General features: G+C 70.9%; 16 protein-coding genes. All 16 read right to left on the bottom strand.

All coding sequences use genetic code 11. The annotated features are described in order from the left end of the window. Window positions 1-19: 19 nt before the first annotated feature. On the bottom strand, window positions 20-634 hold the full coding sequence (locus tag DCW30_RS20715) for a GTP-binding protein (protein ID WP_076687039.1): 615 nt from the start codon (window positions 632-634) through the stop codon (window positions 20-22). Then, window positions 615-1,025, bottom strand: a complete 411-nt coding sequence (locus DCW30_RS20720) for a DUF742 domain-containing protein (RefSeq protein WP_076687038.1) — start codon at window positions 1,023-1,025, stop codon at window positions 615-617. Before DCW30_RS20720 ends, DCW30_RS20715 begins: the two co-directional genes overlap by 20 nt. Then, complete coding sequence (locus DCW30_RS20725; RefSeq protein WP_062780056.1) at window positions 1,022-1,429, bottom strand: roadblock/LC7 domain-containing protein; 408 nt, start codon at window positions 1,427-1,429, stop codon at window positions 1,022-1,024. Before DCW30_RS20725 ends, DCW30_RS20720 begins: the two co-directional genes overlap by 4 nt. Then, window positions 1,426-3,069 (bottom strand): sensor histidine kinase, encoded by a 1,644-nt coding sequence (locus DCW30_RS20730; protein ID WP_076687037.1) that lies wholly within the window; start codon window positions 3,067-3,069, stop codon window positions 1,426-1,428. Before DCW30_RS20730 ends, DCW30_RS20725 begins: the two co-directional genes overlap by 4 nt. Before the next feature lie 361 nt (window positions 3,070-3,430). Beyond that, window positions 3,431-6,241 (bottom strand): DEAD/DEAH box helicase, encoded by a 2,811-nt coding sequence (locus tag DCW30_RS20735; RefSeq protein WP_076687036.1) that lies wholly within the window; start codon window positions 6,239-6,241, stop codon window positions 3,431-3,433. 86 nt (window positions 6,242-6,327) lie between these two features. After that, the gene (locus DCW30_RS20740; protein ID WP_076689510.1) at window positions 6,328-7,218 is read right to left on the bottom strand and encodes a diacylglycerol kinase; all 891 of its coding nucleotides are present in this window, start codon (window positions 7,216-7,218) and stop codon (window positions 6,328-6,330) included. 22 nt (window positions 7,219-7,240) lie between these two features. After that, window positions 7,241-8,134, bottom strand: coding sequence for a twin-arginine translocase subunit TatC (gene tatC, locus DCW30_RS20745; protein ID WP_062780081.1), 894 nt, complete (start codon window positions 8,132-8,134; stop codon window positions 7,241-7,243). 92 nt (window positions 8,135-8,226) lie between these two features. Continuing rightward, window positions 8,227-8,511, bottom strand: coding sequence for a Sec-independent protein translocase subunit TatA (gene tatA, locus DCW30_RS20750; protein ID WP_062780053.1), 285 nt, complete (start codon window positions 8,509-8,511; stop codon window positions 8,227-8,229). Between the two features lie 206 nt (window positions 8,512-8,717). Continuing rightward, the gene (locus tag DCW30_RS20755; RefSeq protein WP_062780052.1) at window positions 8,718-8,915 is read right to left on the bottom strand and encodes a hypothetical protein; all 198 of its coding nucleotides are present in this window, start codon (window positions 8,913-8,915) and stop codon (window positions 8,718-8,720) included. 9 nt (window positions 8,916-8,924) lie between these two features. Next, the gene (locus DCW30_RS20760) at window positions 8,925-9,185 is read right to left on the bottom strand and encodes a hypothetical protein (RefSeq protein ID WP_076687035.1); all 261 of its coding nucleotides are present in this window, start codon (window positions 9,183-9,185) and stop codon (window positions 8,925-8,927) included. 11 nt (window positions 9,186-9,196) lie between these two features. Next, a complete protein-coding gene (locus DCW30_RS20765; protein WP_076687034.1) occupies window positions 9,197-10,237 on the bottom strand; it encodes a helix-turn-helix transcriptional regulator in 1,041 nt (346 codons plus the stop codon). A gap of 15 nt (window positions 10,238-10,252) precedes the next feature. Then, a complete protein-coding gene (locus DCW30_RS20770) occupies window positions 10,253-11,206 on the bottom strand; it encodes a helix-turn-helix transcriptional regulator (protein ID WP_062780046.1) in 954 nt (317 codons plus the stop codon). 205 nt (window positions 11,207-11,411) lie between these two features. Then, window positions 11,412-11,786, bottom strand: coding sequence for an FKBP-type peptidyl-prolyl cis-trans isomerase (locus DCW30_RS20775; protein WP_062780044.1), 375 nt, complete (start codon window positions 11,784-11,786; stop codon window positions 11,412-11,414). Window positions 11,787-11,844: 58 nt separating this feature from the next. Next, complete coding sequence (locus tag DCW30_RS20780) at window positions 11,845-12,843, bottom strand: FKBP-type peptidyl-prolyl cis-trans isomerase (RefSeq protein WP_076687033.1); 999 nt, start codon at window positions 12,841-12,843, stop codon at window positions 11,845-11,847. 158 nt (window positions 12,844-13,001) lie between these two features. Continuing rightward, window positions 13,002-14,363, bottom strand: a complete 1,362-nt coding sequence (pafA, locus tag DCW30_RS20785) for a Pup--protein ligase (protein ID WP_055567245.1) — start codon at window positions 14,361-14,363, stop codon at window positions 13,002-13,004. A gap of 9 nt (window positions 14,364-14,372) precedes the next feature. Further along, window positions 14,373-15,632, bottom strand: coding sequence for an MFS transporter (locus tag DCW30_RS20790; protein WP_076687032.1), 1,260 nt, complete (start codon window positions 15,630-15,632; stop codon window positions 14,373-14,375). Window positions 15,633-15,670 lie beyond the last annotated feature (38 nt).

The following is a 15,670-nucleotide window of genomic DNA, read 5'->3' on the forward strand; positions in this document are numbered from 1 at the left end:
GTCGCGGTCGCGGGAGTGGTCAGACACGGGTGGCCGTCAGGGAGTGCAGATAGCGCATCAGGGTCATCAGGACGTCCCTGCTGGACTCCCTGCGGCGCGCGTCGCACGGCATGATCGGCACCGCGGGTTCCAGGTCGAGGGCCCTGCGCAGGGTCTCGATGCCGTGGTCGGGCGCGTCGGGGAACTCGTTGACGGCGACGACGAACGGCACGCCGCGCTCCTCCAGGCGGCCGATCACGTCGAAGCTGACCTCCAGGCGGCGGGTGTCGATGAGGACGACCGCGCCGAGCGCGCCTTCGAAGAGCCCGTTCCACAGGAACCAGAAGCGCTCCTGGCCCGGCGTGCCGAAGAGGTAGAGGACCAGTTCCTCGGAGATGCTGATCCGGCCGAAGTCCATGGCCACGGTGGTCGCCGTCTTGCTCTCCGAGCCGTAGTCGTCGTCGACGCCGATGCCCGCCTGGGTCATCGTCTCCTCGGTGGTCAGCGGGCGGATCTCGCTGACCGAGCCGACCATCGTGGTCTTGCCGACCCCGAACCCGCCGACGACGACGACCTTGACCGCGGCCGCGGCCGTGTGCGGAAGGACGTCCTCGCTGCGCGGGCCGGTGATCGTGTCAGAGCTTTTGAAGTCCATGCATCACCGCTTCGAGAAGGGATCGGTCGGGCAGCGCGGATCGCACGATGGGGGCGCGCGCCTGGACGAGGTCGGACCCGAGCAGCTCCGTCACCACGACGGTCACGACGCTGAACGGCAGCGCCAGATAGGCCGACAGCTCGGCCACGGAGATCGGGGTCCTGCACAGCCGGAGCACCGCGGAGTGTTCGGGCTGTGCCGTCGGGGCCGCCTCGCCCCGCGCCACGATGAGCGTGACGAGGTCGAGGGGGGCCCGCTCGGAGTCCTCACCGGTCAGGACGTAGAGCCGTTCGGGGTTGTCCGGGTCGCGGCGTTCACGTTGGGGGGGTGCTTCTCCTCCCGGCTCCTCCCCGGGGGAAGCTCCGTGCGGAGGTTGTTGCGGAGGAGTCATACGGCCTGCCCGTCACGGCGTGGCGGGCTCGTCAGATGGGCCCCGATCCGCACGACGAGGTCGCGCATGCGGTTGCCGATGAGGCCCGCGTCGACGGTCTCGTCCGCGAGCACGGCGAGATATGCGCCGGCGCCCGCCGCCATCATGTAGAAGTAGCCGCCGTCGATCTCGATGATGACCATCTTCATGCCGCCGTCGCTGCGCGGGATCTCGGTGGCCACGGCGGCGGCCAGGCTCTGCAGTCCGGCGCAGGCCGCGGCGATGCGGTCGGCCGCGTCGGGGTCGCCGCCGTAGCGGGCGATGCGCAGGCCGTCCGCGGAGAGGACGACGATCTGCCGGGTCTGCGGGACGCCGTCGGCGAGTTCCTTCAGCATCCAGTCGAAATTGGCGCGCTGCTGGATCACTGCCAGCCCCCCTCGTCGGCGATGCCGTGGTTGTTCCGGTGGGATTCCTGCGCGGGGGTGGTCCCCTGGGCCGGATCGGCGCCCTGCGGCGGTGTCTGGCCCGGAGCGGCGGGGTCGCCCTTGACGCCCTTCATGAACGCCTCGATCCACAGGCCGGGTTCGGTCTCGTGCTTCTTCTGCGCGGGCACCGGCGGCGGCGCGGTCGCGGCGGCATGGGCCTCTGCGGCGCGCTGGGCCTCGGCCTCCATCGCGTAGCGCTCGCTGAGCGACATCGTGACGCGGCTGCGGCGCTGCGGCAGGCCGCCCGGCGTCCACTCGGTGACCTCGGGGACCTCGTCCTCCATGGCCGCGGTGAGCGGTGCGCGCAGCGGCGGGCCCGCGGTGACGACGCGGGGCTTCTTGCGGCGGATGTTGCGCTCGGGCTCCTCGATGAGGTTGCCGCCGTCGTCCACGCGGGGCACCGCGGAGGCTCCGATGCCGTGGGCGAGTCCGGGCGCCGGGCCCGTGGTGATCATCTCGCGCGGCACGATGAGCACCGCGCGGACGCCGCCGTAGGCGGACTGCCGCAGGGAGATCTGCATGTTGTACATCTGCGAGAGGCGGCCGACGACGGCCATGCCGAGGCGCGGGCTCTCGCCCAGGTCGTTGAGGTCGATGCCGGCCTGCGCCTGGGCGAGCATGCGCTCGGCACGCTCGCGGGCCTCCTCGCTGAGGCTGACGCCGCCGTCCTCGATCTCCACGGCGATGCCGCTCTGCACCTCGACGGCGGTGACGTGCACCTTGGTCTGGGGCGGCGAGTAGCGCGTCGCATTGTCGAGCAGCTCGGCGCAGGCGTGGATCAGCGGCTCGACGGACGTGCCGTGGATCGCGACCTTGGCGATCGAGTGCAGTTCGACGCGGGGGTAGTCGAGGATGCGGGACATCGCGCCGCGCAGCACGCTGTACAGCGGTACGGGCTTGGGCCACTGGCGGCCGGGCCTGGCGCCGCCGAGCACCGAGATGGAGTCGGCGAGGCGGCCGATCAGGGCGGTGCCGTGGTCGATGCGGAGCAGGTCGTCGAAGACCTCGGGGTTGCGGCCGTGGAACTCCTCCATCTCACGGAGTTCCGCCGCCTGCTGGTGGACGATCGACTGGACGCGGCGTGCGATGTTCACGAAGGCGCGCTGCGCCGACTCGCGCATCGCCTCCTCGTGGTCCAGGATTTCCAGGACGTCGCGGAGCAACAGCCGCTGCGGGCGGGGAAGTTCGCGGTACGCCTCGTCGTTGTCGACGACGTTGCGGATCACTTCGGCGGGTGGCTCGCCCTGCTGCAGCCGCCAGTGCGCCTCGGGCAGGATGTCCCGGCCCAGACGTACGGTCTCGTCGTCGTGGGACGCGATGCGCCGCTCCAGGTGGGCGAGCCGCTGGGCGAACTGCGCGCGCTGCCCCTTGATGGTGCGGCCGCGCCGCACGACTTCCGCGCCGACCAGGACGACCAGGAGGGTCGCGAAGGCGCCGCACCAGATGACGGCGGGCCGGGCCGGTTCCGTCACGGTGGCGACGGCCGCTCCGGTCGCCGCGGCCATCAGGGTCGCGGGCAGCAGCAGAGCACGGACGTAAGGGATTTCTCGGCCACCGGGAGGCGATTGAACACTCACCATGTATGCCCTCTGAACACTCGTCTTGGGGAAGGGGGGCGTGCGGGAAGCACGCGGGTGGAGCAAGGGGAGTCAAGCGAACTATCGAATCTTTCGGGAACAAGCGCGCGAATACGCCACAACTCATGTGAACTCGCCGCGCTCCGGGCGAGCTTAGTCCGCCGAAAACAGCGCGGAGTGATATTCGGCAACCCTCTGCGACGACTGCGACAGAGGCATACACTCGCCCCATTTACACGGCTCGCGGTCGTTCGAACACGTGCGGTAACGCACGGGGGCTCCGCGCCCCACCGGCCCCCGGAAACAGCGATGCCCGCCGGGTGCCCCTGATGGGGGCGGCCCGGCGGGCGACAAGCGGCGGCGGCTAGCCGACGGAGCTGTACGCGACGACTCCGCGCAGCACCTGGTCCACCGCCTTGCGGGCGTTCTTCCCCACGGTGCTGCCCTCGCGCGGGGCCGCCGCGGCGATCTGGCCGAGGACGTCGATGACCTGCTTGCACCAGCGCACGAAGTCACCGGCCGGCATCTCCGCCTCGCGCAGCACCTCGTCCAGACCCTTGCCGTTCGCCCACATGAACACGGCCCAGGCGAAGCCCAGGTCCGGCTCGCGCTGGCCGACGCCCTCGGTCTGGCTGATCCTGAACTCCTCCTCCAGGGCGTCGAGCCGGCCCCAGATCCGCACCATCTCGCCGAGGGCCGCCTTCGCCGCGCCGGACGGCACCTTGGGCGCGATCGCGTCGTCGCCGACCCGCGCCTCGTACACCAACGCCGAGACGCACGCCGCCAGTTCGGCCGGGCCGAGCCCCTCCCACACCCCGGCGCGCAGGCACTCGCTCGCCAGGAGGTCGAGCTCGCCGTAGAGCCGGGCGAGCCGCTTGCCGTGCTCCGTGACCTCGTCGCCCCGCAGATAGTCCAGCTCGCCGAGCAGGGCGACGATGCGGTCGAAGGTGCGGGCGATGGTGTTCGTCCGCCCCTCGATGCGGCGCTCCAGCTGCGAGGTGTCGCGCTTGAGCCGGTGATACCGCTCGGCCCAGCGCGCGTGGTCCTCGCGCTCGTCGCAGCCGTGGCAGGGGTGCGATCGCAGCGCCGTGCGCAGCCGTGCGATCTCCTGGTCGTCGGCGGCCGCCGCGCGGCCCCTGCGGTGCCGGTCGGGGACGATGTGCCCGGCCTTGGTGCGCAGCGCGGACGCCAGGTCGCGGCGGGACTGCGGCGAGCGGGCGTTGAACGACTTCGGGATGCGCATCCGCTCCAGCGCCTCGACCGGCACCGGGAAGTCCATCGCGGCGAGCCGCTTGACCTGCCGCTCGGCGGTGAGCACCAGCGGACGCGGGCCGTCAACGTGGTCGAAGCCGCGGTGGCCGTTGGCACGCCCGGCGGGCAGCCCCGGGTCGAGGACGAGCGCGAGCCCCGCGTACTTCCCCGTGGGGACGTGGATCACGTCCCCCGGCTTCAGCTTCTCCAGGGAGGCGGCGGCCGCGGCCCTGCGCTGGACGGCGCCCTGCTTGGCCAGCTCGTTCTCCCGGTCCTTGAGCTCGCGGCGCAGCCGCGCGTACTCGTCGAAGTCGCCGAGGTGGCAGGTCATGGAGGCCTTGTAGCCCTCAAGGCCCTCCTCGTTCTTCTGGACCTGGCGGGAGATCCCGACGACGGACTTGTCCGCCTGGAACTGCGCGAAGGACGTTTCGAGCAGCTCGCGCGAGCGGTGCCGCCCGAACTGCTCCACGAGGTTCACCGCCATGTTGTACGACGGCTTGAAGCTGGACCGCAGCGGATACGTGCGCGTGCCCGCGAGGCCGGCCAGGTGCTCGGGGTTCATGGCGCGCTGCCAGAGCACCACCGCGTGGCCCTCGACGTCGATGCCGCGCCGCCCGGCCCGGCCGGTCAGCTGCGTGTACTCGCCGGGGGTGATGTCGGCGTGCTGTTCGCCGTTCCACTTCACGAGCTTTTCGAGGACCACGCTGCGCGCGGGCATGTTGATGCCGAGCGCGAGGGTCTCGGTGGCGAAGACGGCCTTGACCAGGCCGCGCACGAACAGCTCCTCCACGACCTCCTTGAAGGTGGGCAGCATGCCCGCGTGGTGCGCCGCGATGCCGCGCTCCAGGCCCTCCAGCCATTCGTAGTACCCGAGGACGTGCAGGTCCTCGTGCGGGATCGAGGCCGTGCGCTCCTCGACGATCTCGCGGACCTGCGCCCGGGCCGCGTCGTCGTTCAGCCGAAGGCCCGCGTACAGGCACTGCTGGACCGCCGCCTCGCAGGCCGCGCGGCTGAAGATGAACGTGATCGCGGGCAGCAGGCCCTCGGAGTCGAGCCGCTCGATGACCTCGGGGCGGCCCGGCGTCCAGACCCGGGAGCGCTGTCTGCGCTCGCGCTCGCGGTCGGCCTCGCGGATCATCTTGCCCTTGCGGCGGTCACGCGGGTTGTACGAGCGGGAGGCTTCCAGGCGCGCCATCCGCGTCAGGTCGGGGTTGACCGCCTTCTTGCGGCCCTCGCCCTCCTCGAAGAGGTCGTACATCCGGCGTCCGGCGAGCACGTGCTGGAAGAGCGGCACGGGCCGGTGCTCGGAGACGATCACCTCGGTGTCGCCGCGCACGGTGTCGAGCCAGTCACCGAACTCCTCGGCGTTCGACACGGTGGCCGACAGGGAGACCAGCGTGACCGACTCCTGGAGGTGGATGATCACTTCCTCCCAGACGGCCCCGCGGAAGCGGTCCGAGAGGTAGTGCACCTCGTCCATGACCACATAGCCGAGGTTGACCAGCGCCTGCGAGCCCGAATACAGCATGTTCCGCAGGACCTCGGTGGTCATGACGACCACCGGCGCGTCGGAGTTGACGCTGTTGTCGCCGGTGAGGAGGCCGACCTTGTCCGCGCCGTACCTCTTGGCGAGGTCGGCGTACTTCTGGTTGGAGAGCGCCTTGATGGGCGTGGTGTAGAAACACTTCTTGCCCTGGCCGAGGGCCAGGTGCACGGCGAACTCGCCGACGATCGTCTTGCCCGAGCCCGTGGGGGCGGCGACGAGCACGCCCTTGCCCGCCTCAAGGGCCCGGCAGGCCTCGATCTGGAAGGGGTCGAGGCCGAATTCGTACATCTCGCGGAAGGACGCGAGTGCGGTGGCCTGCTCGACAGCGCGCTTGCGCGCCGCCGCGTACCGCTCGGCCGGTGAGAGGTCCTCTGTCATCGTGCTTTCGAGACTACCGGGCACCACTGACAACGGACGATCATTATCGGGAGGCGAGGGACGCCGGGAAAGCGTTCCCCCAGGTCTCAGGGGGCCAGGACCCGCACCGCCCCCGGCACGCACTCGGCGGTCAGCGGCAGGGCTCCCAGCGGCTTCCCGTCCGCGTACCCGGTGATCCCCGGCGCGGCCGGCTCCACCCGGGCCGGCCGGTGCACGGTGACCTTCGGATGGTCGAGGTGCGTGCCCGTGTAGACCCGCGGGAACACCCTGAGCAGCGTCGCGCGGCCGCAGTCCCCCACCACGGTCACGTCGAGGAGCCCGTCGGTCATGTCGGCGTCCGCGCAGATCCGCATGCCACCGCCGTACGAGGTGCCGTTGCCGACCGCGACCAGCATGGCCTCGACCTCGTGGACGTCACCGCCGTCCAGCGTGATCCGGTACGGGACGGGTCGGAAGGCGGCCAGCTCGGCGAGGATCGCGAGGTCGTACTTCAGGCGCCCCGCGGGCCACCGCATCCGGTTGCCCCGGTCGTTGACCCGGGAGTCGAAACCGGAGGCGAGGACCGTCCCGAACCAGGTGCCGCCGACGCGCCCCAGGTCGACGTCCCTGACGTGCGCCCCCTTGAGCGCCTCGGCCACGGCCTCCCCCGCGGCGGCCGGGTCGCGCACGGGCAGCCCGAGGGCGCGCGCGAAGTCGTTGCCCGTCCCCACGGCGACCACGCCGAGCGGGGTCCGCGTCCCCGCCACCGCCTGGAGCGCCACGCCGGCCGTGCCGTCGCCGCCGACGGCTATCAGCGCCCCGGTGCCCGCTGCGACGGCCTCGCGGGCCCGCCGCAGCGCGTCGGGGGCGTCCTCACCGATGACGGTGCGCACGGAGAAACCGCGGGCCCGCAACGCGGAAGCGGCCGGCTGCGCCGCTTGGGCGCCCCGGCCGCGGCCCGCGGTGGTGTTGACGAAGAGGGTGATCTCGCTTGTCACGGCGGGACCCTGCAAGGTCACATCAGGTCACGTCATCGAAACCGTTGACCCGGTGGTCGGCCCGGCCGGTGCCCGCCTGCTCGGGCAGCGCCCTGGGCGCGGAGACGGCCTCGACGTCTCCGACGGCCTCGGGCGTGAGGTCGAGGTCGGACGCCTCGTCGTCGTCGAGCCCGGCGTCGGGGTTGTTGCGGCGCCTGCGCCGGTCGTTCAGGAAGGAGATGCCGACGGCGAGGAAGTACAGGACGACGATCGGTCCCGCGAGGGCGATCATGCCGACGGGGTCGGTGGTCGGGGTCGCCACCGCGCCGAAGACGAAGACGCCCATGACCACGCCGCGCCACCAGGTGAGCATGCGGCGCCCGGTCACCATGCCGGTCATGTTGAGCATCACCAGGAGCAGCGGCAGCTCGAAGGAGGCGCCGAAGACGAGGACCATCCTGACGGTGAAGTCGAGGATCTTGTCCATGGCGAGGAGGTTCTCTGCCTGATCGGGCGTGATGCTGATCAGGACCCGCATGCTGACGGGCATGATCGTGTACGCCAGCCAGGCGCCCCCGAAGAAGAGCGGCACGGCGGCGCCCACGAACCAGTAGGTGTACTTCCGCTCCTGCTTGTGCAGACCGGGCGCGACGAACGCCCACAGCTGGTACAGCCAGACCGGGCTGGAGACGATGATGCCGACCATGAGGCTGACCTTCACCGTGGTGGTGAACGGTGACAGCAGGTCGTTGAAGGTCACCTTCGCGCAGTGGCCGCCGGTCGGGTCCATGCCCGGTTCGCAGCGCGGCACCGGGTCGGCGAGGAACTCCATCAGCTCCTGGCTGTAGAAAGCGGCCACGATCGACACGACCGTGATCGCGAGGAGCCCTTTGGCGAGCCGGTTGCGGAGCTCACGCAGATGCTCCCCGAGGGGCATCCGCCCCTCGGGGTCCTTCTCCTTCTTGCGGGCAGACTTGAGCAACCCACGTCCTCATCTCGTGCGGCAGGCCGGCCGTCGCCGGCCTTGGATCAGCGCTGCGTCGTACGGTCGGTCGGCTCGGTGACCGGGCGGGAACTGGTCACGTCGCCGGGGGCAGCCTGGATCGTGCGCTTCTGGACGGCGGGGTCGCTCGGCGGGTCGGCCGGAGCGGCGTCGTCGGTCTTGCTCTCGGACTTCATCGCCTTGGCCTCGCTCTTGAGGATGCGGGCCGACTTGCCCAGGGAGCGCGCCATGTCGGGCAGCTTCTTCGCGCCGAACAGCAGGACGACAATGACGAGGATGAGGACGATCTCGGTGGGGCCGAGCCTACCCATAGCTAATACCTTCTTCACCGAGGCGACAGGAGTCTGGTGCTTGCGGACCGGACATACATCCGATCTCCGCGCTGGCAGCGATCGTAACCCCCCGGGGTAAACGCTCGGCAATCCCCGCGCATACTCCGGGTACGGCCCCCCGCCTCGATCCCGGGCCGCCGTCGCAGCGTACCCGCCCACGTCCCGCGGGTGACAGGCCGCGGAGGCTACGGAGTCCCGTGCCCCGCACGGGCCACTGCCGCCGCGGCCTTCTCCAGGTCCTCGGCCGCCCGGTTGATCTGCTGTGTGGTCCGGTTCACCTGGAGCGCGAGACGCCGCGCCTCCACGAACACCTTGACGGCCAGTACGCCGAGGACGGCGAGGCCCAAGAAGCCCGCCGCGATCGCGAGCATCGCCCAGAACATGTGCCGAGCCTAGACGGTGGAGTGCAGACGCAGGGTCCGCACCCCGCCACCGGTGAGCAGTTCGACGATGCGCTCGCCCGCGGGCTTGCGGACGGACACCTCGCACTCGGGACAGGTGAAGGAGTAGAAGGTGGTCCGGTCGCTGGCGCCGATCACCAGGCGCAGCGCGCCCGCGGCCAGCTCGAAGCGCGCGCGGCAGTCGGGGCAGGCGGCCGTGAAGAGGACCGAGGCGGGCCCGGCCTGGGCCGGCACTCCGGGCAGCCCGGCCATGGTCGGTGTGCTCAACGCCCTTGCTCCTGCCGTTCATGTGCCTGCGCGTACGGCTGCTCATCGTAGGCGCCGGACGGCGGCTCGGCGGGTCCTTCGGCATACGTGCCGTCGTAGGCCGCGAGTGCCTCTCGCGCCGCCTGCCGGGCGCTGTCCGCGAGCGGGCGGGGGGAGACGATGCGCCCGTCGCCGCCCAGCCGCAGCGCGAGGCGGCGCAGGGAGGCGGGGTCGGGGGTGCGCAGGGTGATGCGCAGGCCGCCGTCGGCCAGCTCGTCGGCGCTGTCGTGCGGGTAGTACTCGGCGACCCAGCGGCCGCCGGGGCCGACCTCGACGACGACCTCGGGGTCCTCGGCGGCGGGCTGGACGAGCGCTTCGGAGAGGTCGCGCAGCTCGACCTCGGGCGGCGCGGACGGCTCGTCGAGGATCTTGATCTCGGCGACGCGGTCGAGGCGGAAGGTGCGGCGCGCCTCGGAGCGGCGGCACCACGCCTCCACGTACGTGTGGCCGACGCTGACCAGGCGGATCGGGTCGATCTCGCGCTCGGTCAGCTCGTCGCGGGCCGGTGAATAGTACCGGATCCAGAGTCTGCGCCGCTCGGAGATGGCGCGGTCGACGTCGGCGAAGACGCCTCCCTCGGACTCGAAGGTGACCGAGAGCCGGGCGCTGGCGCCCGCCGTCTCGCCGGCCGCGGTCTCCAGCTTGGCGGTGGCGCGCAGCAGCGCGAGGCGGTCGCTCTCGCGCAGGCCCGGCAGGGTGGCCACGGCGCGGGCGGCCACGAGCAGCGCGGTCGCCTCGTCGGCGGCGAGCCGCAGGGGGGCGGCGACGTCGTCCGGGTTGTGCCACCAGATGCGGTCGCCGTCGGTGTCGATGTCGAGCAGGTCGCCGCCGCGGAAGCTGGTCCCGCACAGGGGCAGCACGTCGAGGTCGGAGATCAGCTCGTCGGGGGTGATGCCGAAGGCGCGGGCGACGTCCTCCACGTGCGCGCCCGGCCGCTCGCGCAGATAGGTGACGAGCGAGAGCATGCGTCGCGTCTGGTCGATGGCGTTCGAGGCCATGATCTTTCTGTCCCCTCAGCCCTTGGCCACGGCGCGCAGCCGGTCCACGACGTCGGCCCGCAGCTCGGCCGGTTCGAGGACGACCACGTCGGGACCGAACTCCACCAGCCAGGCATCGAGCCCGTGCCCGTACGGAATCTCCAACTCGTCCCACCCGTCGCCCAGTTCCCGCACCGAGCCCGCCTTGGCCCGCAGCGGGTAGCCGGCGCCCGCACGGAGCCTGATGCGGGCCGTGCGGTCGGCGGACTCCCCCGCCCAGCTCGCCACGGTCTCCCGCACCGTGACCACGTCGGGGACGTCGGCGGTGTACTTGCCCGCGCGGGCGCGGACCTTGCCGGTGATCCGCGAGAGCCGGAAGACGCGCTCGGCGCCCCGGTCGCGGTCCCAGCCCGCGAGGTACCAGTGCCCCCGCCAGCATTCGAGCGCCCACGGCTCGACGTGCCGCTGCTCGGGGCGCGCGGCGGTGGCCTTGCGGTAGTCGAAGACGACGGGCCTGCGGTCGCGGCAGGCCAGCATCAGCGGTTCGAAGGACGCCTCGTGCGCGGGGATGCGGGGCTCCAGGGCGCTGTGCGCGCCGTACGGGTCCATTTCCTCGGGCAGTCCGGCGGCGCGCAGCTTCTGCAGGGCGCCGCTGGCGGCTCCGGCGAGGCGGGCCTGCTGCCAGACCTTGGCGGCGAGGCCGAGCGCGGCGGCCTCCTCGGCGTCGAGGGTGATGGGCGGCAGACGGTTGCTGTCGCGCCGTGCGAGGTAGCCGACGTCGCCGTCGAGGTTCTCCACGGTCTCGATGACCAGGCCGAGCTCGCGCAGATCGTCCTTGTCACGCTCGAACATCCGGTTGAAGGAGTCGTCCGAGCCCGCTTCGAGGTACGCCTCGATGGACTCGCGCAGCTCGCGCTTGCTCAGCGGCCGACGCGTCCCGAGCAGGCACAACGCCAGATTCATCAGCCGCTCGGCCTTGGCAATGGCCATGGACGCCCTTTCTCGGCCTCACACACATGGTTCTCGAACAGGCAACGCTTGCGAGCACACAATGCTTCCGACCGATGACCGTACCGCCCCGGGGTGTCGCGGCAAAAGCCGAGGGCCCATGCCCGGTGAGGCATGGGCCCTCGGCGGACGGGTCGCGTCGGGTCAGGTCACGGGGCCGAAGGCCCGCGACCCGGTCGAGCGGACCTCAGACCGAGACGAGGTCGCAGACGAAGATCAGCGTCTCGCCGGGGGCGATGCGGCCGCCACCGGCGCCGCGGTCGCCGTAGGCCAGGTGGGCGGGGATGATCAGCTCGCGACGGCCGCCGACCTTCATGCCCTGGACGCCCTGGTCCCAGCCGGAGATGACCTGGCCGGCGCCGAGCTGGAACTCCAGCGGGTTGCCGCGGTTCCAGCTCGCGTCGAACTCCTCGCCCGTGCTGAAGGCCACACCCACGTAGTGGACCTTGACGAAGTCGCCGGCCTTGGCGACCGGTCCTTCGCCCTCCCAGATGTCCCTGATCTTGAGCTCGGCCGGCGGCTCGCCGCCCGGGAAGTCGACCTCGGGCTTGTCAATGCTCACGAAAATGCTCCTGCTTGGTACGGAAAGTCAGCGCGGACAGTCTTACATCCCCCGGGCCTCACGACTTCGCGAGGATGTCCACGGTGAAGACGAGGGTGGAGTCCTTCTTGATGGGGCTGCCCTGCGGCGGCTGGTCGCCGTAGCCCAGCTTCGGGGGGATGACGATGAGGACGCGGCTGCCGACCTTCTTGCCGGTCAGACCCTGCGCCCAGCCCTTGACGACCTGCGCGAGCTGGAACTGCGCGAGTTCCTTCCGCTGGTACGAGGAGTCGAACTCCTTGCCGCCCTCCCACAGCACGCCCTTGTACTGGCACAGGAGGCTGTCGGTCTCCTTGATCACGTCGCCGTCGCCCTCGAGGATGTACGACGCGACGAGCTTCTCGGGCGCGTCGGTCTTCGGGATGTCGATCGAGGGCGCCTTGCCGCCGGTGTCCGTGCCGACCTTGGGCAGGTCCTTGTTGGACTGGGCGACCTCCTTGCCCTTCGCCGAGCTCTTGGCGTTGAAGGTGTCCACGAGGTCGACGACGAACACGAGGGTGTCCGAGCCCTTGATGCCCGCTTCCTTGTTGCCCTGCTTGCCGTAGCCGAGCTCCGGCGGGATGGCGAGCTCGACGCGGCTGTCCAGCTTCTTGCCGACGAGGCCCTGGTCCCAGCCCGGGATGACCCGGCCGACGCCGATCGGGAAGACGGTGGGGTTGCCCCGCTTGTAGGAGTCGTCGAAGACCTTGGCCGTCGCCCAGATCTGGCCGAGGTAGTGCGCCTGGAGGTAGTCGCCCTTGGCGACCTCCTTGCCCTTGCCCTCGATCACGGTCTTGACCGCGAGGTCGGGGGACGGCTTGCCGGAGCCCTTGGCGACGGTCGGCTTCTGGCCGAACTTGTCACCCTTGGTGATCTCGGGCACCGGCCCGTCAACGATCTTGGCCTTCGGCGCTTCCGACGGCGAGTTCGTCGGGGCGTCGCTGGTCTTGGACTTGGCCTTGTCAGGCTTGTCGTCACCACAGCCTGCGAGCGTGAGCAGGCCGGCCGGAACGGCAAGGAGGAGGGAGCGTCGGCGCACGGTGGGGGCCTCGTATCGGTCGATCTTGTGGGTTGGCGTGCGCGCAACTCTACGGCGTGAGAAGGGCGCCGTACGAGGAACGTACGGCGCCCGCGTTGCGTTCCCACGGCTCCACCGGTTTCACCGGGGCCACACACACCCCGGTCGGCGGGCCGCGGTCACATACCGGCGATGAGCTTCTCGACCCGGTCGTCGACCGACCGGAAGGGGTCCTTGCACAACACCGTGCGCTGTGCCTGGTCGTTGAGCTTGAGGTGCACCCAGTCGACCGTGAAGTCGCGGCGCTGCTCCTGGGCGCGCCGGATGAAGTCGCCGCGCAGCCGCGCCCGGGTGGTCTGCGGGGGCACCGACTTGCCCTCGAAGATCTTCAAGTCGTTGCAGATGCGGGCGGCTTGGCCCTTCTTCTCCAGGAGGTAGTAGAGCCCCCGGCGGCGGTGGATGTCGTGGTAGGCGAGGTCTATCTGCGCGACCCGCGGATGCGACATGGTCATGTTGTTCTTGGCGCGGTACCGCTCGATGAGCTTGTACTTCATGACCCAGTCGATCTCGGTGCCGATGCGGTCGAGGTCCTCGCTCTCGATCGCGTCCAGCGTCCGCCCCCACAGTTCGAGCACCTGCTCGACGGTGCCGGTGCGGATGCCGCGGCGGTCGACGAAGTCCACCGCCTTCTCGTAGTACTCGCGCTGCACCTCCAGGGCGGAGGCCTCGCGGCCGCTGGCCAGGCGCACCTTGCGGCGGCCCGTGATGTCGTGGCTGACCTCGCGGATGGCCCGGATCGGGTTCTCCAGGGTGAGGTCGCGCATGACGGTGCCCGCCTCGATCATGCGCAGCACCAGGTCGGTGGCGCCGACCTTGAGGAGCATGGTCGTCTCGGACATGTTGGAGTCACCGACGATGACGTGCAGCCTGCGGTAGCGCTCGGCGTCCGCGTGCGGCTCGTCGCGGGTGTTGATGATCGGACGGGAGCGGGTCGTCGCGGAGGAGACCCCCTCCCAGATGTGCTCGGCGCGCTGGCTCACGCAGTACACGGCGCCGCGCGGAGTCTGCAGCACCTTCCCCGCACCGCACAGCAGCTGGCGGGTGACGAGGAACGGGATGAGGATGTCCGCGAGCCGCGAGAACTCTCCGTGCCGGGCCACCAGGTAGTTCTCGTGGCAGCCGTAGGAGTTTCCCGCCGAGTCGGTGTTGTTCTTGAAGAGATAGACGTCGCCCGCGATTCCCTCCTCGTGAAGGCGACGTTCTGCGTCGACGAGCAGGCCTTCCAGAATGCGCTCGCCGGCTTTGTCGTGGGTGACCAGCTCGGTCACGTTGTCACATTCGGGTGTGGCGTATTCCGGATGTGACCCCACGTCAAGATAGAGGCGGGCGCCGTTCCGCAGAAAGACGTTGCTGCTGCGGCCCCATGACACAACACGGCGGAAGAGGTAGCGCGCCACCTCGTCAGGCGACAGCCGGCGCTGTCCCCTGAACGTGCACGTGACGCCGTACTCGTTCTCCAGCCCGAAAATGCGGCGGTCCATGACTGAACATTACGCCTGATGCCCGGCACTGAAACCGGGTTCGACGGCACCGTTTCGATCATTTTCCGATGAACCCGCAACGACCCCCGTTTCACCGGGCTTCACCAGTACCCGCGCGGTGGCCAGCAAAACCAGGAGTGCCGCGCCGCCCGCGAGTGGCGGCACCGCGAATCCCCATACCGTCCCGCCCCACTGGACGACCGGCCCCGCGGCCGCCGTGCCGAGCGAGGCGCCGACCGTGAACGTCGTGACGAGCCAGGAGAACGCCTCCGTGACCGTGCCGCGCGGCGCGTGCCGGTCCACGATGATGAACGCGCAGGCGAGCGCCGGCGCGAGGAAGACCCCCGCCAGCGCGGCGAGCGCCGTCATGGCGACCGCGCCGGGGGTCAGCGTCAACGGCACGTAGCAGACCGCGAGGAGCCCCACCAGGACGCCGAGCCGCCGTTCGGGGACGCCGTGCCACTGCCGTGCGCCGTAGACCGAGCCGCCGATCAGCGCGCCGAGGCCGAGCGCCGCCATCATCCAGCCGTAGACCGCGTCGCCGCCGTGCTCGTCCGCGTACGACACGCCGGCGACGGTGATGGCGCCGAGCGCCGTGCCGACGAAGAGGAACGCGCCGAGGAGGGCGCGGAGCCCCGGTGAGCGGAGAGCGCCGAGCCAGTGCACCTCGCGGGGCTCCGAGCGCCACGCGCGTGAGGGCCGGGACACCACCACGGAGAGGGCGCCCAGGACGCCGACGGCGTTCATGACGAGCAGCGCGGCCTGCTCCGACCAGAGGGCGACGCAGCCGGTCACGAGCAACGGGCCGACGGTGAACATCACTTCCTGGGCGATGGCGTCCATGGCGTACGCGGTGTGGACCTGGCCCTCCTTGCCGAGGACGCTCGGCCACAGGGCCCGCAGGCCGCCCTCCAGAGGCGGTGTGAACAGCCCCGCGGCGGCCACGGCGGCGTGGGCCAGGGCGATCCGGTCGGGCCCGGTGAAGGCGAAGAACGTCATCCCGAGGGCGGAGAGCAGGGCCGCTGGGAGCTGCACGCGCGGCTGGCCGTACAGGTCGACGAGGCGGCCGAGCAGCGGCTGCCCCACGGCGTTGGCCACGCCGTACACCGCGGCGAGCGCCCCGGCCAGGCTGTAGCTGCCGCCCTCCGCGCGGACGAACAGCACGATCGCGATCGGCGCCGTGGCGTTGGGCAGCCGGCCCACCAATGTGCCGGCGAGCAGCCGTGTCGCGTAGCGCGTCCGGAGGATCTCCGCGTATCCCGCAGCCATGCAAGCCCGCCCTTCCCCCGCGCCGTCCCGACCGGGGT

It is taken from the genome of Streptomyces alfalfae, assembly GCF_004127445.1.
GTDB classification, from domain to species: domain Bacteria; phylum Actinomycetota; class Actinomycetes; order Streptomycetales; family Streptomycetaceae; genus Streptomyces; species Streptomyces alfalfae.